We start from the raw sequence: 24568 nt of genomic DNA, 5'->3' as shown, positions 1-24568 counted from the left end.
CGGTCCTTCTTTTCTCTGGGTGCGACGTGAACGTCCTCGTTACCGGCGGCTGCGGCTTCATCGGCTCCAATCTCGTCAAGTACCTGCGGCGCGTGCGCCCGGACTGGACGCTCGTCAACCTCGACAAGCTCACGTACGCGGGCAACCTGGAGAACCTCAAGGAGCTCGAGGGCGATCCCAAGCACATCTTCGTGCGCGGAGACGTGGCCAACCGGGAGCTCATCGAGCACCTGATGGCCGTGCATCGCATTGACGCCGTCATGCACCTGGCGGCCGAGAGCCACGTGGACCGCTCCATCCTCGGCCCCGAGGCCTTCATCCAGGCCAACGTGCTGGGCACCCAGCAGCTCCTGGAGGCCAGCCGCACGCGCGGCGTGAAGCGCTTCCTGATGGTCTCCACCGACGAGGTGTACGGCTCGCTCGGCCCCACCGGCTACTTCACCGAGACCTCGCCGCTGCAGCCCTCCAGCCCCTACTCGGCGTCCAAGACGAGCGCGGACCTGCTGGCGCTGGCCTGGCACCACACCTTCGGCCTGGACGTGGTGGTGACGCGCTGCTCCAACAACTACGGCCGCTACCAGTTCCCCGAGAAGCTCATCCCCCTCATGGTGGTCAACGCCCTGCACGACAAGCCGCTGCCCGTCTACGGCGACGGCGCCAATGTGCGCGATTGGCTCCACGTGGAGGACCACTGCTCGGCGCTGCTGACGGCGCTGGAGAAGGGGCGCGCCGGTGAGGTCTACAACATCGGCGGCAACTCCGAGCGCAAGAACATCGAGATCGTCAAGGCGATCCTCGGCCTGGTGGGCAAGCCCGAGTCCCTCATCAAGTACGTGAAGGATCGCCCGGGGCATGACCGGCGCTACGCCATCGACCCGACGAAGATTCGCACGGAGCTGGGCTGGACGCCGGCGCACACCTTCGAGCAGGGCCTGCAGGAGACGGTGCGCTGGTACGTGGACAACGCGGCCTGGTGGGAGCGGGTGATGAGCGGCGCCTACCGGCAGTACTTCGAGACGCAGTACCGCACGCGCCTCAACGGCTGAGAGGGTTTCCCATGCGCTTCCTCGTTACGGGTTCCAATGGGCTGGTGGGCAGCCGGGTGTGCACGCTGCTCGAGCAGGGCGGGCACGAGGTGGTGGGGCTGGCCCGCGGGCCGCGCCGCACGGCAGGGAGCTATCGCTATGTGGAGTGCGACCTGACGCGTGAGCAGGACGTCGCCGCCGCCGTCGAAGCCGCGGCTCCCGAGGTCATCATCCATCCGGCCTCCATGACAGAGGTGGATGCATGCGAGCGCGAGCCGGAGCAGGCGTTCGCGGCCAATGTCACCGCGGTGGCGGCGGTGGCCCGGGGCGCGCGCAAGCTGGGAGCGCACCTGGTGCACGTCTCCACCGACTACGTCTTCGACGGTGAGCACGGGCCTTACGACGAGCAGGCGCTTCCCAATCCGCGGGGCGTCTACGCGCTCACCAAGCACATGGGCGAGCAGGCGGCGCGCACCTTCGTCCCCGGCTGCGCCATCGCGCGCACCGCCGTGGTGTACGGCTGGCCGGCGGCGGGGCGTCCCAACTTCGGCGCCTGGCTGGTGGGCGCGCTGGAGAAGGGGCAGCAGGTCCGGCTCTTCGAGGACCAGTTCGTCTCCTCGAGCTTCGCCGACAGCGTGGCCGCCATGTTGGTGGAGCTGGGCGAGCGGAAGCTGGGCGGCATCTGGAACACCTGTGGCGCGGACGTGGTGTCCCGCGTCGACTTCGGCCGCGCGCTCTGCGAGGTGTTTGGCTTCGACTCGAGCCTCATTACGCCTACCCGCCTGGCGGACATGAAGCTCGCCAGCCCCCGCCCGCTACGCAGCGGCCTCGTGGTGGACAAGGTGCGCTCGCAGCTCCGCTCGCAGCCCCTGCCGCTGGCCGAGTCCCTGTCCCGCTTTCACGCCGCATGGAAGGCCGGGCGCGTTGCTTGAACCCATTCCATCGGGCCGGATATAGCCCGAGGAGATCTATCTCAGTCTGTCCGAAGGCCGGAGCATCCCGCGTCCAGCGGACCCTGCGAGGAAAGTCATGAAGGGAATCGTTCTCGCCGGTGGCTCCGGCACGCGGCTGTATCCGCTCACGCGCGTGGTCAGCAAGCAGCTGCTGCCCGTCTATGACAAGCCGATGATCTACTACCCGGTCACCACGCTGATGCTGGCGGGCATCCGGGACATCCTGATCATCTCCACGCCTACGGACCTGCCGCGCTTCGAGGAGCTGCTCGGCAGCGGCTCGCAGTGGGGCGTGAACTTCCGGTACGCGGTGCAGCCCAGCCCGGACGGACTCGCCCAGGCCTTCATCATCGGCCGCGAGTTCGTGGGCAATGACCGGGTGTCGCTCATCCTCGGCGACAACATCTTCTACGGCCACGGCCTGAGCGACCTGGTGAAGCGGGCGGCAGTGCGCGAGTCGGGCGCTACCGTGTTCGGCTACTACGTGAAGGATCCGGAGCGCTACGGCGTGGTGGAGCTGGACGCAAAGAGCCAGGCGCTGAGCCTCGAGGAGAAGCCGACGGCGCCCAAGTCCAACTACGCGGTGACGGGCCTGTACTTCTACGACAACCAGGTGCTGGACATCGCGAAGAACCTCAAGCCCTCCAAGCGCGGCGAGCTGGAGATCACCGACGTCAACATCGCCTACCTGCGCCAGCAGCAGCTCCAGGTGGAGCTGATGGGCCGCGGCTACGCGTGGCTGGACACCGGCACCCACGAGTCGCTGATGGAGGCCTCCAACTTCATCCAGATCATCGAGCACCGCCAGGGCCTCAAGGTGGCGTGCCCCGAGGAGATCGCCTACCGCATGGGCTACATCACCGCGGCCCAGGTGGCGGAGCTGGCGCACCCCATGCGCAAGAACGAATACGGGCGCTATCTGCTGGATCTCATCGAGAACAAGGGGGCCCGGACGTGAGCGTTCTGAAGACGGAGCTTCCCGGCGTCCTCATTCTCGAGCCCAAGCGCTTCGGCGACGATCGCGGCTTCTTCATGGAGATGTTCCATGCGAAGCGCTACGCGGAGGTCGGCATCTCCGGGCCCTTCGTGCAGGACAACTTCTCGCGCTCGGCGAAGGGGATTCTCCGCGGGCTGCACTTCCAGGAGCCCCATGCGCAGGGGAAGCTGGTGCAGGTGGTGGTGGGGGCCGTCTACGACGTGGCGGTGGACATCCGCCGCGGCTCGCCCACCTTCGGCAAGTGGGTGGGGGTGGAGCTGAGCGCGGACAACCGTCGCCAGCTCTGGGTGCCGGCGGGCTTCGCGCACGGCTTCTGCGTCCTCTCCGAGAGCGCGGACTTCCACTACAAGTGCACGGACTTCTACACGCCCGCCTCCGAGCGCGGCATTGCCTGGAACGACCCGGACCTGGGCATCCCCTGGCCGGTGACGTCGCCGCTGCTGTCGCCCAAGGATGCTGCCGCGCCCCGTCTCAAGGACGCGCCGGTACTGCCCATCTACGAGGGCTGAGCCCTCCGCCAACTCCCTCTCCCTCTGGGAGAGGGTGGGGGTGAGGGTCTTCCCAGAGAACCGCTGCCCTGGACGCTCCAGGAGGAGGCGGGCGAGCAGCCACCCCTCTCCGTGAATGGGAGAACAGGGTGGGGCAGGCGGGTGGAATGCGCATCCTTGGCTCGTTACCTTGGAGGAGGCGCGATGGTTCTCCCGGGCAAGGGAATGAGTTGGAAGGAGTTCTTCACCGAGCTGAAGAACGAGTACAAGAACGACAAGATCGGCAACGTGGCCGGTGCGGTGACGTTCTTCGGCGTGCTGGCGCTGTTCCCGTTCCTGCTGTTCCTCGTGGCGCTCGCGAGCCTCATCATTGATCCCGCTCAGGCTCAGGTGCTCATCCAGGAGCTGGGCCGGGTGGCGCCGGAGGCAGTGACGCAGATCATCGGCGATCGTCTGCGAGACCTGGCGGCGGGCAACAACGTGGGCCTGCTGACGATCGGTGCGTTGGGCGCGGTGTGGGCCGCCTCGGGTGGGGTGGTGGCGATGATGGAAGCGCTCAACACCGTCTATGACGTGGAGGAGTCCCGGCCCTTCTGGAAGGTGCGTGGCACCGCCATCCTGGTGACGCTCGGGGGCGCGGTGCTCTCCATCCTCGCCTCGCTGGCCATGGTGGCCACGCCGGCCGTTGCGAAGTTCCTGGGCGAGCCGCTCGGAACTGTCGTCATGTGGCTGCGCCTGCCCTTCGCCGGTCTGCTGATGATGCTGGTCTGGGCGCTCATCTACTACCTGCTGCCGGACGTGAAGCAGCGCTTCAAGTTCATCACGCCCGGCTCGGTGGTGGGCGTCATCATCTGGCTGGTCGCGTCCTGGGGCTTCTCGGTGTACGTGCGCAACTTCGGCAAGTACGACGCGAACTACGGCGCGCTCGGCGGTGTCATCGTGATGCTGTTGTGGATGTGGATCTCCTCGCAGGTCATCCTGCTGGGCGCGGAGGTCAACGCCATCCTCGAGCACAAGTCGCCCGAGGGTAAGTCCCCGGGGCAGAAGCGGCCGGGCCAGGGTGGCCCCGCCATGACCAAGGGAGAGAAGCGGGAGCAGGAGCAGAAGGAGCTCGAGGAGCGCCTGCGTCCCACGCCTCCGCCGAGGCCTGCGCCGGCCCGGATGACGCCGCTGGGGGCGGCGACCACCTGGGCCACGGGCTTCGGGCTGGGGTTGTTCCTCTTGCGCCGCGGCAACCGGTAAGGACCGTGGATGTCCCCTCTCCCTTTGGGAGAGGGCGCACTGGCTTAGCGACGCTGGGCGGCGTGGTAGGGGTTCTTCTCGAGGAACTCGGCGAAGGTGCCGTTGAAGTCGTTGACCGGCTTGCCCTCCTCCAGGCTCCAGATGCGGGTGGCCACCTCGGAGATGAGCTCCTGGTCGTGCGTCACGACGATGGCGGTGCCCTCGTACTTCTGAAGACCCTCGGCCAGCGCGCTGATGGACTCCAGGTCCAGGTGGTTGGTGGGCTCGTCGAACACCAGCACGTTGTCCTGGTTGAGCATCAGCTTGCACAGCAGCAGGCGCACCGTCTCACCACCGGACAGGGTGTCCGTGGGCTTCATCCGCTCATCGCCCGAGAAGAGCATGCGGCCGAGCACACCGGAGATCTCCTCGTTGGTGAGCTTGGTGTTGATGTCGCGCAGCCACTCGAAGGCCGTGGTGCCCTTGCGGATGGTGCCGTGGTGGTCCTGCGGCAGGTAACCCATGCTCGCCTGGTGGCCCCAGGTGATCTTCCCCGCGTCCGCCTCGATCTGCCCGGCGAGCATCTTCACCAGGGTGGACTTGCCCACGCCGTTGCGGCCGATGACGCAGATCTTCTCGCCCTTGCACACCAGGCCGCTGAAGGGCCGGATGACCTTCTGGCCGTCGTAGCTCTTGGTGATGCCCTCGAACTGCAGCGTCTGCTTGCCGCTGACCTGCTTCACGTCGAAGCGGATGAAGGGCCGCGCGATGTTCGAGCGCTTGAGATCGTCCGTCTTCAGCTTGTCGATCTGCTTGATGCGGCTCTGCACCTGGGAAGCGCGCGTACCGGCGTGGAAGCGGGCCACGAAGTCCTGCAGCTGGAGGATCTTCTTCTTCTTCTCGGAGACCTCGGACTCGACCCGGCTGCGCAGCTGGGCCTTCTGCCTCACCATGTCATCGTAGCCACCGGTGTACTGGATGATGGCCTCGTAATCGATGTCCGCGATGTGCGTGCAGATGGAGTTGAGGAAGTGCCGGTCGTGGCTGATGGTGATGAGCACGCCCTCGAAGGCCAGGAGGAACGTCTCCAGCCACCGGATGGAATCGATGTCCAGGTTGTTGGTGGGCTCGTCGAGCAGCAGCCCCTGGGGCTTGCCGAAGAGCGCCTGGGCGAGCAGCACGCGCAGCTTGAGGCCGCCGGTGAGCTGCTTCATGGGGCCCTCGTGGGACTCCGTCGGGATGCCGAGGCCCTCGAGCAGCGCGGCCGCCTCGGACTCGGCGCTGTAGCCGTCCTCCTCGGCGATGACCATTTCCAGCTCGCCCAGCCGGTTGCCGTCCTCCTCGTTGATGTCGGACTTCGCGAGGATGGTGTCCTTCTCCTTCATGACGTCCCAGAGGGCCTTGTTGCCCATGAGGACGACGTCGAGGACACGGTCATTCTCGTAGCGGAAGTGGTCCTGGCGGAGGATGCCCAGCTTCTTGGGGCGGGAGATGGTCCCCATGTCCGCCTCCTCGTCTCCAGCGAGGATCTTCATGAACGTGGACTTGCCCGCCCCGTTGGGGCCGGTGAGGCCGTAGCGGCGACCGGGCGAGAAGGCGACGTTGACCTCCTCGAAGAGCTTCTTGGGCCCGTAGGCCTTGGAGACGTTGATGATGGTGAACATGGGGGGCGCTTTCTAGCGGAAGGGGTAGGCGGCCGGAAGGCGCGCGACACGGGGATTTCGCCGGTACTGCCGGTGAGGACCCCTTGTAACCCCGGAGGGGAGGATTTCTATGCCGCTAGGGGCGGAATCCGGAGTTCGGACAGGGGGCCGTGTGGGATACCGGGCGGGCGCCTGGAGGCCTGCCAGGTGGGCCGGGAGGGGGAGTTAGACGCGTGGCTCGGGGGAGATGAGGTCCGTGCCGTTGAAGACCCTTCCGTTCAGGCGGCGAGCCAACTCGAAGGCCGCTTTCAGGAAGACCTCATCGGCGAGAACCTCCGAGGTTCCCACGACGCCGACCAGCCATTTGGTGTCCGCTACGAAATCCAGCAAGTCCTCCATGACAGACTCGGGAAGATCCTTACGTTTCCAGAAGTGGCTGCTGGTACCGAGGATGAGCTTGCTGAATGGATCCATCGGTCCGGTGTACTCCAGAGAATTGAACGTAAGCGTTCCCTGGGTACTCGTGAAGATTGCGGAACTCCATCGCTCGGGTTCGCCTTCCCAGTGCAGCAACCACCCGGGAAGGACATCTCGCATGGAATGGATGGCCTGATGGTCAACGACCGGGCTGTAGATGGTGCAACGCATGCTTCTTCGTCTCCACGATTCTATTTGGGGCGTCCACCGGAAGCTTCCCGGCCTCCAGAATGGCCTGTTCTGGCATGAGTGTCGCGGTCGACGAGTTGAAGGGTCATGCCATCCTCGTGGTGATGCCAGGTCAACCCCGGAATGCGTGGCCAACCGTTCTTGATGGCCTCGAGTTGCTCGGGAGAGAAGCTGGATTCCAACTTCCGCCTCCGTTCGAGTCTCTCCCGGAGCTGACGTGAGGCCTCTGCGAACTGGCGGGCGTCGCTCACCTCGGGACCGCAGAGCTCCTCGGGGAGGATGATGTCTATGATGGATTCGAAAATGGGGTAGCCGTCTTCATTGAAGAGAACCCCCGTCACCGGATGCCGCTGGCCCGCCAGGTGCTCGTTCCTGTGCGAACGGGCCCTCTCACAGTCCGGGCCAGGGCCGGGTGCGTGGGCCGTCCCCGGGAGCAGGACGAGCGCGGCGACCCGGGCCCAGAAGGGCATGGGGAGTGCGATCGGCTGGGGCATCCTCGCCGGTGGCGATTGGATGGCCGGGTTGCCCGGCGGAGGCGATTGGATGGGGACCCCCGGCCGGGTATTCGGCGCGATGCGTGGACGCGCGGACGGGTCTCCCGGCGCATCCATGGCTGGCGGTGGAGGGCTCGGCCGCGACACGGGCTTGGACCCATGGACCTCCGCGGGGCCAGGCCCCTGATGGGCCGCGAGCCTCGTGGTCCCCTCCTGCACTGACGCGAAGCCGGTGGAGGGGTTTGCCAATGCCCGTTCACCCGCTGCCTCTCCGGCTTGCCGCGATACATCCCTGGCTTGCCTTTCTTCCAGAAACGAGGGGGTGAGCGGGCGGTATCCGTAGTTGGAGAGCAGGCCCCCCGGAGGTGGCCGCATGGACCCCTGTGAGGCGCACCCAACAGGTAGTATCAACGCGGCCAGTACCAGCACCCATGTCCCGACGTGATGAGGACCTGGACGCGGGCCCAGGATGACCTGGAGCAGCCGACTGCCGGAACGCGGCGACATTCTGTACCCCTTCCCTGGGTGCTACGGGAACTTGAGGACGTCATTCCTGAATTACAGGGAAGGTCTGACAATCATGTTTCATTGAGGTGCGCCTGAGGGCGGCGTCAGAGCGCTGTCACAAGACCTCACTCAAGTGTTGCCCACGAGGAGCCCGGGGCCGACGTAGACGCTGCCCGCTGGGCGCACGATGTAGGTTCCCGTCGAGACGTCGTAATAGATGTTGGACGCGCCGCCGGTCACCGCCCGGGCTTGGCCCTCGGTGAGCTCGGGGAGCCGCGAAAGTGCCTCCATCACATCGCGCCGGGTCGCTTGGTTCTTCTTCATCGTCCTCATGTGCGTATCCCTTCTGACCGCGTTTCATTCGCAGGGGTTACGCGTCCGGCTCGTGTCTGGATGAGTGCGGCTCCGCGCTCGGAACGCGCCCGTCTGGCCGCCCGGTGGGCACCGTGCGCGCGAGTCCCGGCTCGTGGAATGATGGAGGCATGTCGAGGCCGCTCATCACCACCGTGGGTTGCTGCACCAGCACCACGGCCCGCATCGCCATCACCGCGAAGAATGGCCTCACCTATGCCCGGCTCGCGTTCCGCTCGGGGGAGGGGGCTTTGCAGGAGCGGACCCTGCGGCTGTGCCGGCCCGAGGGCTCCTCCTTCCTGCATGGCTCGTTCGAGCTGGAGGGGCTCGTCGCGTCCTCCATGGTCGAGTACGCGGTGGCTGTCTCGGCCTCGGAGGAGGGGCTGCCCTCGCTCCAGGAGCTTTCGTGTGCTGGAGGCCTCTCCCGCTTCCGGCTGTTGCCTCCGCCCGGCCAGCCCCTGCGCATTGGCCTGGTGAGCTGTAATGGCAGCCACACGGTGAGCGAGCCCTCCCGGCGCTATGCCATGTGGAAGCGGCTGGCGGAGGTCGTCGCGGCGGGGGAGGTGGATGTGCTGATCCACCTGGGAGATCAGATCTACGCGGACCACATCCGCGAGGTGTGGCAACGCAGTGACCTGGACGACTGCCTGACGCCTCAGAACGAGGAGCTGATGCAGCGGCTGCGCGAGTCCTTCCGCGCCCTGTATTGCGAGACGTGGCAGCGACCGGAGATCGCCGCGGTGCTTGGCTCGGTGCCCTCGCTGATGATGTGGGACGATCACGACATCTTCGACGGGTGGGGCTCGCACGACGAAGTGAGTCCGGCGGACCGCGCCTTCTTCGAGGCCGCGCGGATTTCCTTCCAGGAGTTCCAGGCACGCCTGAACCCACCGGGCTTCAGCAACTCGTTCGGCTTCGGGTGGGCGAGCAACGGCCTTGGGTTGCTGGTGCTCGACGGGCGCTCGCATCGCAACTGGAAGGAGCAGACGATCATCGGCCGCGAGCAGTGGGCCGAGACCGATGCGTGGCTGGAGTCCCAGCGGGGAGCGGGGCTCAAGCGGCTCTTCGTCGTCACGGGAGTGCCTCCGCTGCATGCGAAGGTGGCGGCGGCCAGCAAGATTCTGGAGAAGCTCGGGCTCACCTCATTCTTGGGGGACGTGCGGGACTCGTGGATGGAGCCCAACAACGCCGAGGAGCTGCGCAAGCTGCTCAACCGGCTCTTCGACTTCCGCAAGCGCTCGCCGGGGACGGAGGTGACGTTGGTGGGCGGGGACGTGCACGTGGGGACGACGGCCCGGCTGCGCTCCCGGATGCCCTTCCACAAGCGCAACGACTCCGACAAGCCGGAGATCACCCAGGTGGTCTCCAGCGGCATCGGCTCCGAGCCTCCAACGGGCCTCATCCGCAAGGTGGTGGAGCTCGGCATCGGCTCGGATTCGGTGGACATGTACCAGGACCTCTTCAGCGGGAGGCTGCTGGAACTGCCAGGCAATCTGGACGGGCGCCTGCTCTTCCGGAGGAACTTCGCCGTGCTGGACCTCGGCCCGAGCGGGACGGACGGTTGGGAGCCGGACGGGAACCTGCGTGTGCGCTACTACGCCGAGGGCCTGGAGCGTCCCATCGAACAGACGCTGCTGGCGCTTTGACCTGAAGCGCCTCGTTGAGGGCCTCGTGTCGTCTACACTGGGTGAGTGACGCACCCCTCTGAGCAGAGTCCTCCCCCGGGAATTCGTGCCAGGCTCCACGAGATCATCTTCGAGGCGGAGACCCCGGCGGGGAAGGCGTTCGACGTGGCGCTGCTGTGGGCCATCCTCCTGAGCGTCCTTGCGGTGATGTTGGAGAGCGTGGCTCCCATCCGTGCGCAGTACGGGCAGGTCATCCGCGTTGCTGAGTGGGTCTTCACCGTTCTCTTCACCGTGGAGTACATGCTGCGGTTGTTCTCCGTGAGCCGCCCCTGGCTCTATGCGCGGAGCTTCTACGGGCTGGTGGATCTGCTCGCTATCCTGCCCAGCTACGTGAGCTTGATGCTGCCCGGCGCGCAGTCGCTGCTGGTGGTCCGGATACTGCGCCTGTTGCGCATCTTCCGCGTGCTCAAGCTGGTGAGCTTCCTCGGGCAGGCCGAGGTGCTCCTCACCGCCCTGCGCGCGAGCCGGCAGAAGATCACCGTCTTCCTCCTCGCGGTGCTGAGCACGGTCGTCATCATGGGCTCGGTGATGTACCTGGTGGAGGGCGAGGCGAACGGCTTCGATAGCATCCCGCGCGGGATGTACTGGGCCATCGTCACCATGACGACGGTGGGCTTTGGCGACATCACCCCCAAGACGGTGCCCGGGCAGTTCATCGCATCGGCGTTGATGATCCTGGGCTACGGGGTCATCGCGGTCCCCACAGGCATCGTGTCGGTGGAGCTCGCGGCGGCCACCCGGCAGGGCATCAACCCCGAGGCCTGCCCCGGTTGTGGCGCCGAGGGCCATGACGTGGACGCGGTGCACTGCAAGTTCTGCGGTACCCGCCTCTGATCCAGCGCCGCTTTCTCGCGGCAATGAGGGTGTACCGGACGGTGGGCACGTGTGGAATCCTGGTGCGCGGAAGCTCCAGTGGGGCCACGTAGGTCAGCAGACAGGAACGAACATGAGACTCGATGTCTTCTCGGAAATGCAGCATCCGAAAGAGCGGTGGGGCGAGGCGAACCATGAGCACCGCCTGTTTCAGGAGACCCTGGAGCAGGCCAAGCTGGCCGACGAGATGGGGTATGGCGTGTGGTGGCAGGTCGAGCACCACGGGGCGGGGGAGTTCAGCTACAGCTCGGCGCCCGAGTGCATGCTGACGGCGATCGCCATGCGCACGAAGAACCTGCACGTCGGTCACTCGTCCGTGCTGGCTCCCGCGCGATTCAACCACCCCATCCGCATCGCCGAGCGCGCGGCCTTCATCGACCACCTGAGTGGGGGCCGCTTCCAGCTCGGCCTCGCCCGGAGCACCCTGCCCGAGTGGCGGACCTTCAACATCAACCCCGACTCCACCCGGGGGCAGATGCAGGAGGCCTTCGAGATGATCCCGAAGATGTGGACCCAGGAGTCGTTCTCCTGGGAGAGCCGCGACTTCCAGATCAAGAACGCCAACATCGTCCCGAAGCCCTACCGCAAGCCGCACCCGCCGCTCTGGCAGGCGTGCTCCAGTCCGGCCTCGTTCGAGCAGGCGGGGCGCAATGGCGTGGGGGCGCTCGGCGTGACGCTGTGGGCCTCCCTGGATGAGGTGGCGGAGATGATCCACATCTACCGTGAGGCCATCCGCAAGCACTGCAAGCCGGTCGGCGAGTACGTGAACAACCAGGTTGCCTTCTTCACCTTCGTCCACTGCGCGGACAGCGAGCAGGAGGCGATGGAGAACGGCGCGGCGAAGGCGGCGGCCCGGTACACCAACGGCTCCTTCACGTTCTTCGAGGCGAAGGATGCGTTCATCAAGACGGCCGCCGAGCTCGAGGCGCTGGCGAAGGACCCGGCCGGCGGCGGGCTGACGGGCCAGTATCTGCGGAAGAAGGACCCGAACGCACCGCACTCCCGGGCGCAACGGGTCATCGGCCGGATCATGCAGGGCGAGGACGTCTCGGACCAGGAAGTCTGGGACGTGCTGAGCGAGCAGGAGTCCCTGATCGTCGGCACGAAGGACCAGGTGCGCAAGAGACTCAAGCGCTACGAGGCGCTGGGCATCGACGCCCTCATGTCCTTCCACCAGGTGGCCCCCCTGTCGCACGAGAAGGTCATGAAGAGCCTCCGCCTCACGGGCGAGCTGATCCCGGAGTTCAGCTCGCCGAAGGCGCCCTAATCCCCTTCAGGGAAGTAGCCGAAGGGTAATGTTCCCTCTCCCCTCGGGAGAGGGTCAGGGTGAGGGTATCCGAGCCGGTGCTTCAACCCGTGACCCTCAGTGCGGGCAAGGGGTTCAACCCGAGTTCACCCGCTACCCTCACCCCGTCCCTCTCCCGAAGGGAGAGGGGAAATGGTCGCGTTGCCAGCGCAGGTTGCCGGGAGCACACCTTCGCAGACTTCCCTGAAGAGGCTTAGCGCAGCTGGAGTCAGGCCATCTCCAGCATCCGCGTCTCGTGCCGGGCCTCGGCGGTGCCGTCGACCAGAACCCCGTCGGCAATCCGCACCACCCGGCGGGCGCGGCGCATCACCCGCGGGTCATGCGTGGAGAAGAGGAAGGTGACGTGGCGGGTGCGGTTGAGCTCCTCCATCAGGTCCAGGATCTGCTCGCTGGTGGCGGAGTCCAGGTTCGCCGTGGGCTCGTCGGCGAGCACGAGCTGCGGCTGGGTGACGAGCGCCCGCGCGATGGCCACGCGCTGCCGCTGGCCGCCGGACAGCTCGTCCGGGCGGTGGTGCAGGAACTGCGAGAGCCCCACGTCCGCGGCCACGCGCTCGGCACGCTCGCGCAGTGTCCGCTTCGACTCGCCGGCGATGAGGCAGGGGAACTCGATGTTCTCCAGCACGTTCAGCACGGGGATGAGGTTGAAGGACTGGAAGATGAAGCCGATCTTCCGGTTGCGGAGCTCGGCCAGGTCGTTGAAGTCGCGGTCCCCCACCTCCTCGCCCTCCAGCCGGTAGGAGCCGGAGGAGGCGCGGTCGAGCAGGCCGATGATGTTGAGCAGCGTCGTCTTGCCTGAGCCGGAGGGGCCCATCACCACGGTGAACTCGCCGCCCTGCACCTCGAGGTCCACGCCTCGCAGCGCGGTGACGGTGGTCTTGCCCAGTTCGTACGCCTTGTGGATGTTTTTCAGCTGGATGAGGGCCATGGTTGGCTCCTTTGGGGGAATGCGGATCAGAAGAAGAGACGGGCGTTCAGCAGGGCCCGCCAGTCGGATGCGGAGAGGCTGCCCTCGGTGATGGGCTCGCCGGCCACCTTGGCGGCGAGGGACTCCACGCCGGGCAGGGGGATGAAGGCGGAGGCGGAGAGGGTGAGCCACTCGCGCGCGCTCCAGGACACCTGGGGGATGAGCTGGCCGGAGAGGTCTCCGAGGTTCACCACCGCCGAGGCGCCGAGGACGAAGTCGTCCGCCACCTGGGGCTTGCTGTATTGCAGGAAGAGGTAATGGCGGCGCAGCGGCTCGAAGGTGAACTTCTGCGGCGAGCCGGGGTCCGTGGCGGCGCCCGTGGGGCTGAGGCGGGCGGTGAGCACCTCCGCCTGCTCGGGCGTGAGCTGCGACAACAGCCGCCGTCCCTGGCCCAGCAGCCCCACGTAGTCGGCGAACTCGCGGGAGCTGTAGCCCTCGCCGTTGAAGTAGTACTCGGCGGACAGCATGGAGTTGTCCTCGAAGAGGTAGCGGGCTCCCACCAGCACCTTGGCGCGCACGCCGCGGTCGTCCAGGTGCGTGCGGGACAGGGGCGGGGTGCCGGACATCGAGCACCCGAGGAGGGCCTCGGGGCTCTCCGTACAGGCAGGGGCCGCGTAGAGCCGGGAGGAGCCCGTCTGTGCCAGTGCCTCTAGATGCACCTCGGTGGCGCCGAAGACGCGCGAGAGGGACAGGCCCACCCGGCTCTTCTCCCGGAAGGCATCGTTGTAGAGGTGGGTGAAGTGGTAGGTGAGCGTGACGTCCGTGTCCGCCACCAGGGCGTAGAGGCGCGCGGCCGCGGCCCAGTGCGCCTCGTCGTCGCGGTCGTCCAGCGCCGGGTTCTCCACCGCCTCGGAGGTGGGGTAGCCCGGGTAGACGAGCAGCGCGGTGGGCAGGCCCGCGTACTGGCGCAGCACCTTCGCCGCGCCCACCAGGGACACGGAGAAGTGCTCGAAGGGCAGCTCCGCCCGCGCGAGCCACGCGCCCGCGCGCTGTCCGGCCGGGTCGGTGGGGTCCTTGGGCGGGTTGAGCAGGTCCGTGGGGTTGATGGCCATGCCGCTGCCCCACACCACGCGCTTCTTGCCCAGGGTGAGGTTCAGGTGGGGCGTGGCCTCCCAGGCGGCGAACAGCTCGCTCACCACGGCGGAGGGCCGGTACAGCGGCACGTCCTGCTCGATCAGCCCCACCTCCACGCCCCGCGTGTCCACGCCCCGGAAGAAGCCCGCCGCCTGCCAGAAGAGGGAGAGGTCCGCTCCAGCCGACAGCCGCGGGCCATGGCGCAGCTTCACCTGCAGGTTTCCCTCGCTGAGATTGGTCAGCGCGGGCACGCCGGTGGCGGGCACCAGTCCCGCGGGGGACACGTGCGACCCGGTGAAGCGCGTGTCCAGGTAGCCCGTGGTGGTGGCTTCGAGCTTCGTCTCCGGCTCCTCCACCGGGGCGGCCTGTTCCTCCACATCGGGCTCCTCGGCCACGGGGGGCTCCGCCTCCTGGGGGACGGCGGCCAGCAGCAGCAAGGTGAGCAGCGCGTTCATGACGGGACTCCGGGAGAGCGGGCGGGGAGAGGGGTCAGCGGCCGAGGTCGTCGAGGACGAAGCGGCCGGCGGCGGGCTGCACGCGCGCGTCGAAGGCGTCGACGGTCAACTCGCTGAAGCGCTTGATGGCGATCATGTTCTTCATCACCACGCGCGAGGGGCGCCTGGAGCCGTCGAAGCTCTTCACCTCGAGGAACTCGGCGGCGCGCAGCATCTTGCCGCTCGCGGTGTAGAACTCGCCCTTGAGGGGCATGGTATCCTTCTTCGCCACCCACAGCTTGATGCGGTCGTAGCCGGCGTCCTCCGTCTTCGCCTTGAGCTCGAGCAGGTACGCTTCCGGCATGGACGGGTCCTCCACCACCTGGGCGGAGTAGTCGCGGGCGTAGTTGGTGCGCAGGACGTCGGCGTTGTTGAAGTCACCGCCCTGGAAGGAGTCGCGGTTGGCCATGCGCACCGAGCGCTTGAGGTTGGGCATGTACAGCCAGGCGTTGTCGCCCTGGCTCAGAATCTCCTGCCCACGCGCGGCGGCCGGCTCCTGGAACCAGACGCGGGCCTTGTTGTCACCGGCCTTGAGCATTCGCATCTTGTAGGCGCGGGTGGAGCCGTCATCGCGGTGGGCCACCATCGTCATGGTGGCCTCGAAGTTGAGGGGTCCCATGATGGCGTCGTACTTCTGGAGGAGCTCCTCGGCGCTCGGGGTGGTCGCGCTGGCGGCCAGGGGCAGCAGGACGAGCAGGGACAGCAGTTTCAACTGGGTCTTCATGGTCTTGCTCCTCGGGAAACGGGGGAGGGGAACGTCACGCTCCGCGCAGGGCCTCCACGGGGCGAAGGCGCGCGGCGCGCAGGGCGGGCGAGACGGCGGCGAGGCTGGCGCCCACGGTGGCGGCCACCACCGCGATGGCCACCTGATAGCCGGCCACCTCGGGGAGCAGCGTGAAGGACTGCGTCTTGTCGACTGCGATGGTGAGTCCGCCCTTCGCCACCGCGAGAGCCACCAGACCGTAGGCGCCCCCCACGCCGAGCACGGCGCCGAGCAGCGCCTGCACCACGGCCTCCAGGACGAAGAGGACGGCGATCCTTCCCCGCCGCACGCCCACCGCCATCATGGTTCCAATCTCGCGGGTGCGCTCCAGCACGCTCATCAGCAGCGTGTTGGCCATTCCGAAGATGGCGATGATGAGGAAGAGCGTGCCGATGAACAGCAGGATGGTGCGCTGGATGCGGATGGACTCGCCCACGGCGGGTTGCAGCTCGCGCCAGGTGCGCACCTCGTAGTCCGCACCGAGCGCCGCACGCAGGCCAACGGCCACCTGGTCCACGTCCGCGCCCTCCTCCACGGCCACCACGTACTCGGTGGCGCGGCCCCGCATGCGCAGCAGCTCCTGTGCGAAGGGGAGGGGCACGTAGAGGACGCGCTTGCTCAGGGCGAGCACGCTGCCCGACAGCGTGCCGGCCACGTCCACATCCAGGACGTTCTCCTTCCCCCCTTTCGTGGTGGCCTGCAGGGTGAGGGTGGCGCCCGGCTCGGCGCCGAGGGCCGTGGCCAGTTCGCCGCCCATCAGGGCGCTGCGGGGGGTGTTGGCGGAAAGGCGGGTGCCGCGCACCTGCTGGGTGGCCCACGGCAGCACCTGCTTCTCGCGCTCCGGGTCGATGCCCTGGGCCATGAAGATGGTGGCGGAGCTGCCGTTGCTCACCAGGCCGGAGAAGACGAGCCGCGGGGTGACGGCCGCCACGCCGGGGACGCGGCGCATGGCGTCCTCCAGGGCGCCCCCCTCCTCGAGGTCCAGCTTGAGCGGCTGGCGGTCGCGCTGCTCGAAGTAGCCCTTGCGGTGCACCTGCAGGGCTCCCACGGAGGCCTTCACCGTGTCGTCGATGAGGTAGCGCTGCGTGCCGTGGATGAAGGCGCCGATCAGCAGCGTCATCAGGATGCCGAAGGTGACGGCGCCGGTGGTGAGGGCGCTTCGGGCCTTGCTGCGGGCCACGTTGCGCACGGCGAGCATCAGGAGCGGAGTCATGAGGGTCTCCAAGGGGAGGGGTGGGTCAGCGGCCGGCGAGCGCCTGGACGGGACGCAGGCGGCTGGCGCGCCAGGCGGGGTAGAGGGAGAAGACGGCCGCGCCGGCAGTGGCGAGCAGGACGATGCGCACCAGGTACCCCACGTCCACGTAGGGGCGGATGTCGAAGGGGACGCTGATCGTGGGGGCGGTGAAGATGATGCCGCGGTGGTTCAGCCACGCGCTGAGGCCGGCGCCGAGCAACGCGCCCAGCGTGCCCCCCGTCGCGCCCAGGACCACCGCCTCCGCGACGAAGAGACTCATCACCTTCCCGCGCCGGAGGCCCACCGCCATCATGGTGCCGATTTCGCGCGTGCGCTCGAGCGCGCTCATCAACATGGTGTTGGCCACACCGAGCAGCATCAGCACCAGGAAGACGGCGGCGATGAGGCCCATGGAGGCGTCGTTGCGCGCCTGGCCCTCCTTCACCTGGACGAGGATGTCGTCCCAGGTGTGGACCTCGTAGTCGGGGCCGAGCGCCTCGCGCAGGCGGGCGGCCACCTGCGGCGCCTCCTCCAGCCGGTGCACCGCCACGGCGAGCTCGGTGGCGCGCCCCTCCATGCGCAGCAGACGCTGGGCGAGCGCCAGCGGAACCACGGCCGTCTTCGGCTCGTCGGGCATGACCGAGCGGGTGGCGCCGGTGACGTGCACCAGCTCGCCGTTGAGGGTGCCGTCGCGATCCGGGGCGAGGAACACCGCCTCGCCGCCCTGTTGTGTGCCGAGCGTGCTGGCGACCGTCTCGGCGAGCAGGATGCCGTCGGGGGAGTCGAAGCGAGAGCCCGGCACGAAAGTGCTCGCGCGGCTGGGGCACACCGCGCTCTCGGCGGTGGGGTCCATGGCGGTGGCGGCGAGGAAGAGGCTCTCGTCGTTGGCGCCGAGGGAGCCGGCGAACTGGATGCGCGGGGACACCGCCTTGACGCCCTCGACGGCGCGCACCTTCGCGAGGAAGGCCTCGTCGATGGCGAAGTCCATCGTCAGCGGGGTGGAGAGGACGTTGTCCAGGTATCCCGCCCGGTGCACCTGCAGGGCTCCGGTGGCGCTGGCGGTGATGCTCGTCACCATGGCCCGTTGCAGCCCGTTCATCATGGCGCGGGTGAGCACGGCCGCCCCCACTCCCACCAGGACGGCCGCGAGGGTGATGAGGGTACGGCGTCGGTTACGGGCAACGTTGCGAAGGGCAATGCGGAAGAGGGGCCACATCGAGTGCTCCAAGGCTGGCCAGCGCACCATCGCTGGCGACCTGGGCGACCCCATGAGCACCTCCCATGCCAATGCCCCTCTCTCTCCTGACAAGGGACGGGGTGAGGGGGCTGGCTGTCCGGACCTCCGCCACTCCCAGGGGGCGGGGTGCCGGGTTTCCGAACAGCGCCCCCGTACGAGCGAGCGGGCCCATCCGGGCGAGGGGGCACGGAGGGCGGGCATCCGGCTTGCTCGGAGGTTGGCTGAAGGGTCCGCTCCCCAAGGAGACGCCGTGAAGAGAAGAGGGATGCTCGCAGCCTGGCGGAGGCGTGCAAGTTGGGGGCGTACCGGGCGGCGCACCGCACCTCGGACGCCAAGAGGCACATGAGGGCGCAGCTGGCCGTACGCGAGGCGCTGGTGCGCACGCGCACCCGCTACATCGCCCTGGTGAGCGCACTGGTGAGGCGCGAGGGACTGCGGGTAGCGGATGGAGAAGCGGAGTCCTTCGCCAGGCGCGTGGCGGCCCTGGCGCTGCCGGGGTGGCTCATGGCGGAGGTGGCTCCGCTGCTGAGCCTCATGCAGCACCTCAACGAGCAGATTGCCTTCCTCAATGGGGTGCTCGAGCGAGTGGCCCACAAGGACGAGCAGGTGTCGCGATTGTGCACGGTGCCCCAGGTGGGACCAGTGACGGCGTGTGCCTTCGTGTCCGCAGTGGATGAGCCCGCACGTTTCAGCGGGCCGCACCAGCTGGAGGCGTACCTGGGGCTGGTGCCTGATTCGGGAGGCCGCTTCACAGAAGGAAGGACTGGGCCCTGTTGGGCGGACGCAGTGGGGTCAGGGCGGGCGCCAGGAGGGCGGGGTGACACGCCGTGCGCGAGGCGGAGCGCCGACAAGAAGGCCTGCCCCACAGGCTTCAGGCGCACTGCTCCTGTCAGCGGGCCGTTGGTTCGGCACGCGCTGCTTCTTGGCGGCCTGTTGACTCAGTCCCAAAGTGCCTGCTGGGGCGGTCCGCGTGCGGGGGCCAGCGGCGGCGGCAGCTTGGGCAGGTGGCGGAGGCTGCGGCGGAGGACGGCGCCCTCGGTAAGGTAGGCCAGCACGCGCCGCCTGCCTCCGCAGCCCATGATGAAGGACGTCACCAGCTTGCCGGGCAGCAGCGTCTTCCTGCGCCCGGTGATGACGCCCGCCTCCACCAGGTGCATCACCCCGTCGGACATCATCTCCGTGTGCAGCCCGAGGTCCTTGTGCTTCGTGAGCTGCGCCAGCACCGCGTCCGGAATCTTCCCGATGCCCAGTCGACGTTCACGGACCGAGCGTCTCGAGCATGGGCACGGGAATCCTCCAAGCCCCTTTGGCCGTGCTCGTGTCGGTTGTCGTCCGAGTCTTTCAGGGCCCACAATCGGCGGTTTCACAAGCAACTCCCTGTTTTCTGGCAGCTGCCACGGGGAGTTCGAGCTTCCTGGCGCGCATGCGTACGTCAGCCTTCCGGATGTTGGGATGTATCCCAGTGTCAGGTTGAGGATGAATCATGCGCGGAGCGCTCGGATGGGGAACAGGGTGCATCTGTACTCCGCTCGACATCGTCGCATCCTCTGCATCCTCAAGGGAGGAAACCGCTACGCTCGTGGAAAGCGATCCCTGTGAAGCGCCCACGATTTCGAGTTGCTCGACGAGCCTCACTGCATTCGAGAACCCCCGCTCACTGCCAAGACTGAGACAAAGAAGCAACATGATTGAGCAGGAGAACCAGACCGAGAGCCTCACCGACTCAAGCCGGAATCGGTACCGACCATGTGGATGGCTCTCAAGGGCCGGTTGGCGGGGACCCGCCACGGATTGTGGACCGAAACCCGTTGGTCGCACCTGAAGAACTGGCGGTTGCGGCTCGCTCGATGCGGTAACCGCGGCCATCACACGATCGACGAACTCCACGTCTGCTTTGGGCAGAGTGCCTTTCTCGCAGGCCGTGAGCAGTTGGCGATTCTCTTCGAGTTCCGCAGCGCAGGCCGCGCATTCTTCAATATGCTTCAAGAACGCAGGGGGCCCGTGTTTATCAGCGAAGCTGACATCAATGAGAGTCTGTTGGTGCGAAGCGCAGCTCTCCTTCTGGTTTCCATTGTTGTTCTCTCGCATGGTAATCCCCTTGAATGGCTCTCCTGTTCTGTCAGGTGTCTTTTTTAGCCTCCGGTGGGATTCTTCGTTCATGAGCTAGGGCTCGAGCCTTGATTTTCGCGGTGATTCGGTAGACATGATCCCTGGGTATATTGAGCTTGGAGGCAATGTCTCTGGGCTTGGTGCCCTCGCAGTACTCCTCCAAAATGGAGCGCTCGTTCGTGGGCAGGGATTCAGCTATGGATTGAGCTATGCTCGTGAGAACTTCCATGCGAGGGCTCATTTCGGTGCTCGCGTGATGCATCCTGCCAGGCGCTTCCGAAGAACACATCAGTTTGATGGTCTTCTCTTTCTTCTTCTTTCGAAAGGCATCAATCAGTCTGCACGTGAGGCAGTGCATGCTCCAGGCCAGCGGGAATTCGATCTCTTTTCCCGCCTTGAGTGCCCGGTAGAGCTTCATGAAGACGTCCTGTACATGGTCTTCGACGTCCGCGTCCGCATGCTCGCTGAGCTTGCTCCTTGCCTTCTTGTTCAACAGGGGGGTGAGTTCCTCGACCAGTGGGCGGAAGGCCTCATCTAGCTGCGCCTTCGTCTTGGCATCATGGCATTGCTCTGCGAGTTTTCTGAGTCTTTGAGCGATATCGGTATCGGGCGTCATGTTGACTCCCCTGGATGCTGACTCCTCTACCCCCCAGGCGCGGGAGGGGAATGGTTTCCAGTGTTCCCGGACTGGGTGCGCCTTGGAGCGTGTTCGTGGCTCCTCGATTTCTCTAGTCGCAGGCAGGGAAATTTTTCCGGAGGCCGGACTCAACGCCGCAGAGCCTGTCTGTCTGGTTGGAGCCCACTGGAGTGGGCTCAGCGCTCGTCTGATGGACGGGACAGTCCGAAGCGCTCTCCGCTCGCTCCTCCGTCTTCTCCCCTGCTATTCGGCTAGGCGGACTAGAGTCTTCTCCGATGCCGCATTGCGGTCTGGGCTCCAGAGGCTTCGCGGAAGTTGCAGAATTTCGGTGATCGGTGTGAGTCTGGTTTCCGCCGGCGAGTTGGCGATAGAGGGAGATGCCTGCGCTCGCGATCGAGAACACAGCGAGCACTACCTTGAGCCAGTGCAGTAGCTTGGATTGTTTCTCGCGGTCGCAGCGATGGTCTGGGCATGGATGTTTGAACCGCATGAGCGCGCCTCCTGTGCACTTGATGCACTTAGAGACGCGTGGCCGACCTCTTTTCCGGTGCCTTCAATTCCTCTCTGGTCGAACTCCAGGTCGGTTGGTCGCTCAGGCTGCTCCAACAATTCCTACGTCGATTCCAGCAGCGTATGTCTAGGCGCACAGCACGCCGATGTAGACTTCAGCCCCCGCGTCACCGCGATGCTCCCGATGTTGATGACCTGGCCCACTCCCGCAAGTTGCAGAGCCCTTCTGCGCATTTGTGGCATAGCCGGCAGGGTGCAATCCCATGACCGGGCTTGTCCCGTTCCCTCCGGCTGCTACAAGGAGTTGGTGGCGCGCTGGTACCGCTCCGCCGGACAACCCCTGCTCAAAATCGTCATCGTCAAGGTGCCCAACGGCGAGCTGCCCCTGCGCGTCTTCTTCTGCACGGACTGCACTCGCACGGCTCGCCAGGTCATTGAGAGTTATTGCTGTCGCTGGGCCATTGAGGTGCTCTTCCGCGACCTCAAGCAACTGCTGGGCTTCTCCTCCTCGCGGGCGCGCTCTCCTCTGGCAGTGCTGCGCACGGCTCCTTGGGTGGGCGTGTGCTACACCCTGCTGGTGCTCTGGCACATGGAACTGGGTCTCGACACCTCTCAACTGGGTCTGCCCATCCGCCCCTGGTACCGCACCAAGCGCACTGTCGCCTTCGCTGACATCCTGCGTCTGGCCCAGCGCACTCTCTCCTCCGCCGACTGGGTGGACCCACTTCCTCTTGTCGCCGGCTTGCAGGCCTCCACTTCACCGCCTCAGCCGAAAGCCGCATGAACTGCGGCTCTCTCCGGGCCTAAAAATGGCGAAAGTCGAGTCTGACGCACCGAAGAATCGTACGTCCTCGCCCGAGCCCGTCGTGACGTGAGCGTGGGGACGTGAGCATGTCCAGGGTCGCGAAGGAGACGACAGCGATGGACATGAAAGAGCGAGCAGAGAAATTCCGGCAGCAGGTACTCGAGCGAGGAGGAGTGGGGCCGCGAGCGCGCTACACGCGGGAGCAGAGACAGGAGGCAGTGGCGTACGTGAGAGAGAGGCAGCAGCAGGGAGCGGGCATCGAGGAATCAGCGAAGGAGTTGGGGATGAGCAGCTGGACGCTCAGCCGATGGGGCAGCGCGGCCCGGCGGGCCCAGCAGGAGCCGGAGCGTGCCGCACTGGTGCCAGTAGAGGTGAAACCAGCGCGCGGCGTGGCCCAAGCAGGAGCGCTGGTGGTGCACGGACCCGGAGGAGTACGGGTGGAGGGAGTGAGCGTCGAGGACGCGGTGGCGCTACTCAGAGGGCTGGTGTGATTGGTTCCACGCGACGGCTGAGCGTGTACGCCTACGGGCAGCCGTGCGACATGCGCAAGAGCTTCGACGCGCTGAGCGGGCTGGTGACGCAGGAGTTGGGCCGCGACTTCCTCTCGGGCGACGTCTTCCTCTTCGTCGGACGGGACAGGAAGAGGGCCAAGGCGCTCTTCTGGGACGGCACCGGGCTGTGCCTGTACGCCAAGAGGTTGGAGAAGGGACGCTTCGCGCCGCTGTGGCAGCGCGAGAGTGGCGTGCAGCCGCTGGTGTTGACGGTGTCGGAGCTGGCGCTGTTTTTGGAGGGCAGCGAGCTGGTGGGGCGAGCGCCGTTGTTGCCCGCGCCGTACACGCTCAAGCCCCTGTTCCAGCCGGAGGCCGTGGACGTGGTGACTTCGTGAGTGGTGCCGCGCGCACTACTTGCGCGGGCGGGTGCTGGCATGGCACTACCCGCACATGAGCTTCCAGTTGGAGACGGAGAAGGACGTGGAGAGGCTGCGCCAGGCGGCCCTCCTGCTGGAGGCGGAAAACAGACGCCTGGTGGCGCGCGTGGTGGAGCTCACGCGCAAGCTGATGAGCGCGCAGGGCCAGGACGCCGAGGAGTTGCAGCTGCGCTTGCAGGAGGTGGAGCGGCAGCTGGCGCAGCGCACCGCCGAGCTGTTCGGCCCCTCCAGTGAGAAGCGTCCCCGCCCCAGACAGGACGAGGGGGACAAACCCGAGGAGGCCGCGCCCCAGCAAGGCCATGGCCCGCGCCCCCAGTCCACGCTGCCGACGCTGGAAGTAGTGCACACGCTGGAGGAGCCAGACAAGCAGTGTCCCAAGTGCGGTGGGGCACTGGCCGAAATGCAGGGCTGCTACGAGGAGGCCGAGGAGGTGGACGTGGTGGAGCGGCGCTTCGTACTGCACCGCCACAAGCGACAGAAGTACCGCTGCGGCTGCGGCGGGTGCGTGGAGACAGCCCTGGGCCCACCCAAACTCCAGCCCGGCGGGCGCTACTCTGTGGACTTCGCCGTGGAAGTGGCTGTCGCCAAGTACCTCGACCACCTGCCGCTGGAGAGGCAGGTGAGAATCATGGCGCGCGAGGGCCTCACGGTGGACAGCCAGACGCTGTGGGACCAGGTGGAGGCCCTGGCCCGGTTGCTCGCCCCCGCGCACGAGGCCTTGCACGCAGCGTTGCTGACACGCGACGTGCTGGGCGGTGACGAGACGCGCTGGCCTCTGTTGGGCAGCAAGAATCCGAAACGCTGGCATGCCTGGGCTCTGTGCGCACCTGACGCCGTCGTCTACCGGATTGCCGAGGGCCGCACCGCGGAGGATGCCCGGGCCATGCTCAAGGACTTCTCCGGCATCCTCATGGTGGATGGGCTGGGCAGTTATGACAGTTACGCTGGGCACGGCGGGCGCTTCACCCTGGTGCATTGCTGGGCTCACGTGCGACGCAAATTCGTCGAGTGCGAGGAGAAGTTTCCTCAGGCCACCGAAGCCATTGAACTCATCGGCGAGCTGTACGCGCTGGAGCGCGAGTACAAGGTGGGGCCGCCGGACGCGGCGCGGCTGCTGGAACTGCGCCAGCACAAGAGCCGGGCTGTAATCGACCGGCTGCACCAGTGGGCGCGCGGGGTACAGGCCCTGCCCGGCAGTGCCCTGGGGCAGGCCGTGAAGTACATGAGCAACATGTGGACGGGGCTGACGCGCTTCTTGTCGGACGCACGAGTGCCGCTGGACAACAACGCCACGGAGCGGGCGCTGCGCGGGCTGGTGGTGGGTCGCAAGAATCACTACGGCAGCCGCAGTCGTCGTGGCACCGAGGTGGCGGCTCTCTTCTACAGCCTGCTGGAGACCGCGAAACTGTGTGGGGTGGACCCCAAGCGCTACCTGCGTGAGGCCGCACTGGCCGCGCTGCGAGGGGAGGAAATTCCTCTACCCCACCAGTTCGAGGCTGTCGCGGTCGGCTGAAGCGCCGCGCTGCTCGCCACTTCCGCCCTCACTTGGACACCACGACTGTCTGCATCGTCGCGGTGCTCGTCACCTCACGCCTTGAACTCGA

Annotated in this window: 25 protein-coding genes; 13 read left to right on the top strand and 12 right to left on the bottom strand. The window is 66.7% G+C overall.

Features of this window, described 5'->3' with window-relative positions:
- Window positions 1–26: 26 nt before the first annotated feature.
- The 5 genes from rfbB to OV287_RS34610 all read left to right on the top strand — a co-directional run bounded on the left by rfbB (window position 27) and on the right by OV287_RS34610 (window position 4705).
- Entirely contained in the window at window positions 27–1046 is a 1020-nt protein-coding gene (rfbB, locus tag OV287_RS34630; RefSeq protein WP_267538318.1) for a dTDP-glucose 4,6-dehydratase, read from the top strand.
- An 11-nt stretch (window positions 1047–1057) separates the two neighbouring features.
- On the top strand, window positions 1058–1957 hold the full coding sequence (locus tag OV287_RS34625; RefSeq protein ID WP_267538317.1) for an SDR family oxidoreductase: 900 nt from the start codon (window positions 1058–1060) through the stop codon (window positions 1955–1957).
- Between the two features lie 97 nt (window positions 1958–2054).
- On the top strand, window positions 2055–2936 hold the full coding sequence (rfbA, locus tag OV287_RS34620; RefSeq protein ID WP_267538316.1) for a glucose-1-phosphate thymidylyltransferase RfbA: 882 nt from the start codon (window positions 2055–2057) through the stop codon (window positions 2934–2936).
- A complete protein-coding gene (gene rfbC, locus OV287_RS34615) occupies window positions 2933–3484 on the top strand; it encodes a dTDP-4-dehydrorhamnose 3,5-epimerase (RefSeq protein ID WP_267538315.1) in 552 nt (183 codons plus the stop codon). Before rfbA ends, rfbC begins: the two co-directional genes overlap by 4 nt.
- A gap of 183 nt (window positions 3485–3667) precedes the next feature.
- Window positions 3668–4705, top strand: a complete 1038-nt coding sequence (locus tag OV287_RS34610) for a YihY/virulence factor BrkB family protein (RefSeq protein ID WP_267538314.1) — start codon at window positions 3668–3670, stop codon at window positions 4703–4705.
- 44 nt (window positions 4706–4749) lie between these two features.
- Here OV287_RS34610 and OV287_RS34605 read toward each other — a convergent pair whose 3' ends face one another.
- The 4 genes from OV287_RS34605 to OV287_RS34595 form a co-directional block, all read right to left on the bottom strand.
- Window positions 4750–6348 carry an ABC-F family ATP-binding cassette domain-containing protein gene (locus OV287_RS34605; protein WP_267538313.1) on the bottom strand — a complete coding sequence of 533 codons (1599 nt, stop codon included), beginning with the start codon at window positions 6346–6348 and terminating at the stop codon, window positions 4750–4752.
- Between the two features lie 204 nt (window positions 6349–6552).
- Window positions 6553–6975, bottom strand: coding sequence for a hypothetical protein (locus tag OV287_RS34600; protein ID WP_267538312.1), 423 nt, complete (start codon window positions 6973–6975; stop codon window positions 6553–6555).
- Between the two features lie 20 nt (window positions 6976–6995).
- Window positions 6996–7463, bottom strand: coding sequence for an HNH endonuclease (locus OV287_RS56520; RefSeq protein ID WP_373371924.1), 468 nt, complete (start codon window positions 7461–7463; stop codon window positions 6996–6998).
- 660 nt (window positions 7464–8123) lie between these two features.
- Window positions 8124–8318, bottom strand: coding sequence for a hypothetical protein (locus OV287_RS34595; protein ID WP_267538311.1), 195 nt, complete (start codon window positions 8316–8318; stop codon window positions 8124–8126).
- Between the two features lie 158 nt (window positions 8319–8476).
- On the opposite strand from OV287_RS34595, the gene OV287_RS34590 reads away from it, so the two are divergent.
- From OV287_RS34590 to OV287_RS34580, 3 genes are all read left to right on the top strand, one after another.
- Window positions 8477–9991 (top strand): alkaline phosphatase D family protein, encoded by a 1515-nt coding sequence (locus tag OV287_RS34590; protein WP_267538310.1) that lies wholly within the window; start codon window positions 8477–8479, stop codon window positions 9989–9991.
- Window positions 9992–10036: 45 nt separating this feature from the next.
- On the top strand, window positions 10037–10864 hold the full coding sequence (locus OV287_RS34585) for an ion transporter (RefSeq protein WP_267538309.1): 828 nt from the start codon (window positions 10037–10039) through the stop codon (window positions 10862–10864).
- Window positions 10865–10976: 112 nt separating this feature from the next.
- Window positions 10977–12170, top strand: a complete 1194-nt coding sequence (locus tag OV287_RS34580) for an LLM class flavin-dependent oxidoreductase (RefSeq protein ID WP_267538308.1) — start codon at window positions 10977–10979, stop codon at window positions 12168–12170.
- Window positions 12171–12417: 247 nt separating this feature from the next.
- On the opposite strand, the gene OV287_RS34575 is transcribed toward OV287_RS34580, so the two are convergent.
- The 5 genes from OV287_RS34575 to OV287_RS34555 are packed head-to-tail and all read right to left on the bottom strand — an operon-like array spanning window position 12418 to window position 17954.
- The gene (locus tag OV287_RS34575) at window positions 12418–13134 is read right to left on the bottom strand and encodes an ABC transporter ATP-binding protein (protein ID WP_267538307.1); all 717 of its coding nucleotides are present in this window, start codon (window positions 13132–13134) and stop codon (window positions 12418–12420) included.
- Between the two features lie 26 nt (window positions 13135–13160).
- On the bottom strand, window positions 13161–14702 hold the full coding sequence (locus tag OV287_RS34570; RefSeq protein ID WP_267538306.1) for a hypothetical protein: 1542 nt from the start codon (window positions 14700–14702) through the stop codon (window positions 13161–13163).
- Window positions 14703–14736: 34 nt separating this feature from the next.
- Window positions 14737–15465 carry an outer membrane lipoprotein-sorting protein gene (locus OV287_RS34565; protein ID WP_267538305.1) on the bottom strand — a complete coding sequence of 243 codons (729 nt, stop codon included), beginning with the start codon at window positions 15463–15465 and terminating at the stop codon, window positions 14737–14739.
- A gap of 34 nt (window positions 15466–15499) precedes the next feature.
- On the bottom strand, window positions 15500–16717 hold the full coding sequence (locus OV287_RS34560) for an ABC transporter permease (protein ID WP_267538304.1): 1218 nt from the start codon (window positions 16715–16717) through the stop codon (window positions 15500–15502).
- Window positions 16718–16742: 25 nt separating this feature from the next.
- Complete coding sequence (locus OV287_RS34555) at window positions 16743–17954, bottom strand: ABC transporter permease (protein WP_267538303.1); 1212 nt, start codon at window positions 17952–17954, stop codon at window positions 16743–16745.
- A 363-nt stretch (window positions 17955–18317) separates the two neighbouring features.
- Between OV287_RS34555 and OV287_RS56515 the strand changes: the two genes are divergently transcribed.
- Complete coding sequence (locus OV287_RS56515; protein ID WP_373371854.1) at window positions 18318–19022, top strand: transposase; 705 nt, start codon at window positions 18318–18320, stop codon at window positions 19020–19022.
- Here OV287_RS56515 and OV287_RS34550 read toward each other — a convergent pair.
- From OV287_RS34550 to OV287_RS34540, 3 genes are all read right to left on the bottom strand, one after another.
- Window positions 18914–19198 carry a hypothetical protein gene (locus OV287_RS34550; RefSeq protein WP_267538302.1) on the bottom strand — a complete coding sequence of 95 codons (285 nt, stop codon included), beginning with the start codon at window positions 19196–19198 and terminating at the stop codon, window positions 18914–18916. The genes OV287_RS56515 and OV287_RS34550 overlap by 109 nt on opposite strands.
- A 118-nt stretch (window positions 19199–19316) precedes the next feature.
- Window positions 19317–20063 (bottom strand): hypothetical protein, encoded by a 747-nt coding sequence (locus OV287_RS34545; RefSeq protein WP_267538301.1) that lies wholly within the window; start codon window positions 20061–20063, stop codon window positions 19317–19319.
- A gap of 31 nt (window positions 20064–20094) precedes the next feature.
- The gene (locus tag OV287_RS34540; protein ID WP_267538300.1) at window positions 20095–20700 is read right to left on the bottom strand and encodes a sigma-70 family RNA polymerase sigma factor; all 606 of its coding nucleotides are present in this window, start codon (window positions 20698–20700) and stop codon (window positions 20095–20097) included.
- 784 nt (window positions 20701–21484) lie between these two features.
- On the opposite strand from OV287_RS34540, the gene OV287_RS34535 reads away from it, so the two are divergent.
- The 4 genes from OV287_RS34535 to tnpC all read left to right on the top strand — a co-directional run bounded on the left by OV287_RS34535 (window position 21485) and on the right by tnpC (window position 24477).
- Window positions 21485–22015, top strand: coding sequence for a transposase (locus tag OV287_RS34535; RefSeq protein ID WP_267538299.1), 531 nt, complete (start codon window positions 21485–21487; stop codon window positions 22013–22015).
- Window positions 22016–22158: 143 nt separating this feature from the next.
- Window positions 22159–22527: a transposase gene (locus OV287_RS34530; RefSeq protein ID WP_267538298.1), complete on the top strand. Its 369-nt coding sequence runs from the start codon at window positions 22159–22161 to the stop codon at window positions 22525–22527.
- A complete protein-coding gene (gene tnpB / locus OV287_RS34525; RefSeq protein ID WP_267538297.1) occupies window positions 22524–22922 on the top strand; it encodes an IS66 family insertion sequence element accessory protein TnpB in 399 nt (132 codons plus the stop codon). The genes OV287_RS34530 and tnpB overlap by 4 nt, the downstream gene beginning before the upstream one ends.
- A 55-nt stretch (window positions 22923–22977) precedes the next feature.
- Window positions 22978–24477 (top strand): IS66 family transposase, encoded by a 1500-nt coding sequence (gene tnpC / locus OV287_RS34520; RefSeq protein WP_267538296.1) that lies wholly within the window; start codon window positions 22978–22980, stop codon window positions 24475–24477.
- Window positions 24478–24568 lie beyond the last annotated feature (91 nt).

Origin of the sequence: Archangium lansingense (assembly GCF_026626635.1) — a bacterium.
Lineage (GTDB): Bacteria > Myxococcota > Myxococcia > Myxococcales > Myxococcaceae > Archangium > Archangium lansingense.
This window is presented reverse-complemented; position numbering and strand designations above follow the sequence as displayed.

What these genes read in the sequence shown, in the direction of transcription:
- OV287_RS34625 (WP_267538317.1), top strand. Translation starts at nt 1,058, where the DNA reads ATGCGCTTCCTCGTTACGGGTTCCAATGGGCTGGTGGGCAGCCGGGTG.
- rfbA (WP_267538316.1), top strand. Translation starts at nt 2,055, where the DNA reads ATGAAGGGAATCGTTCTCGCCGGTGGCTCCGGCACGCGGCTGTATCCG.
- OV287_RS34610 (WP_267538314.1), top strand. Translation starts at nt 3,668, where the DNA reads ATGGTTCTCCCGGGCAAGGGAATGAGTTGGAAGGAGTTCTTCACCGAG.
- OV287_RS34605 (WP_267538313.1), bottom strand. Translation starts at nt 6,348, where the DNA reads ATGTTCACCATCATCAACGTCTCCAAGGCCTACGGGCCCAAGAAGCTC.
- OV287_RS34600 (WP_267538312.1), bottom strand. Translation starts at nt 6,975, where the DNA reads ATGCGTTGCACCATCTACAGCCCGGTCGTTGACCATCAGGCCATCCAT.
- OV287_RS56520 (WP_373371924.1), bottom strand. Translation starts at nt 7,463, where the DNA reads ATGCCCTTCTGGGCCCGGGTCGCCGCGCTCGTCCTGCTCCCGGGGACG.
- OV287_RS34595 (WP_267538311.1), bottom strand. Translation starts at nt 8,318, where the DNA reads ATGAAGAAGAACCAAGCGACCCGGCGCGATGTGATGGAGGCACTTTCG.
- OV287_RS34590 (WP_267538310.1), top strand. Translation starts at nt 8,477, where the DNA reads ATGTCGAGGCCGCTCATCACCACCGTGGGTTGCTGCACCAGCACCACG.
- OV287_RS34580 (WP_267538308.1), top strand. Translation starts at nt 10,977, where the DNA reads ATGAGACTCGATGTCTTCTCGGAAATGCAGCATCCGAAAGAGCGGTGG.
- OV287_RS34575 (WP_267538307.1), bottom strand. Translation starts at nt 13,134, where the DNA reads ATGGCCCTCATCCAGCTGAAAAACATCCACAAGGCGTACGAACTGGGC.
- OV287_RS34570 (WP_267538306.1), bottom strand. Translation starts at nt 14,702, where the DNA reads ATGAACGCGCTGCTCACCTTGCTGCTGCTGGCCGCCGTCCCCCAGGAG.
- OV287_RS34565 (WP_267538305.1), bottom strand. Translation starts at nt 15,465, where the DNA reads ATGAAGACCCAGTTGAAACTGCTGTCCCTGCTCGTCCTGCTGCCCCTG.
- OV287_RS34560 (WP_267538304.1), bottom strand. Translation starts at nt 16,717, where the DNA reads ATGACTCCGCTCCTGATGCTCGCCGTGCGCAACGTGGCCCGCAGCAAG.
- OV287_RS34555 (WP_267538303.1), bottom strand. Translation starts at nt 17,954, where the DNA reads ATGTGGCCCCTCTTCCGCATTGCCCTTCGCAACGTTGCCCGTAACCGA.
- OV287_RS56515 (WP_373371854.1), top strand. Translation starts at nt 18,318, where the DNA reads ATGAGGGCGCAGCTGGCCGTACGCGAGGCGCTGGTGCGCACGCGCACC.
- OV287_RS34545 (WP_267538301.1), bottom strand. Translation starts at nt 20,063, where the DNA reads ATGCGAGAGAACAACAATGGAAACCAGAAGGAGAGCTGCGCTTCGCAC.
- OV287_RS34540 (WP_267538300.1), bottom strand. Translation starts at nt 20,700, where the DNA reads ATGACGCCCGATACCGATATCGCTCAAAGACTCAGAAAACTCGCAGAG.
- OV287_RS34530 (WP_267538298.1), top strand. Translation starts at nt 22,159, where the DNA reads ATGAAAGAGCGAGCAGAGAAATTCCGGCAGCAGGTACTCGAGCGAGGA.
- tnpC (WP_267538296.1), top strand. Translation starts at nt 22,978, where the DNA reads ATGAGCTTCCAGTTGGAGACGGAGAAGGACGTGGAGAGGCTGCGCCAG.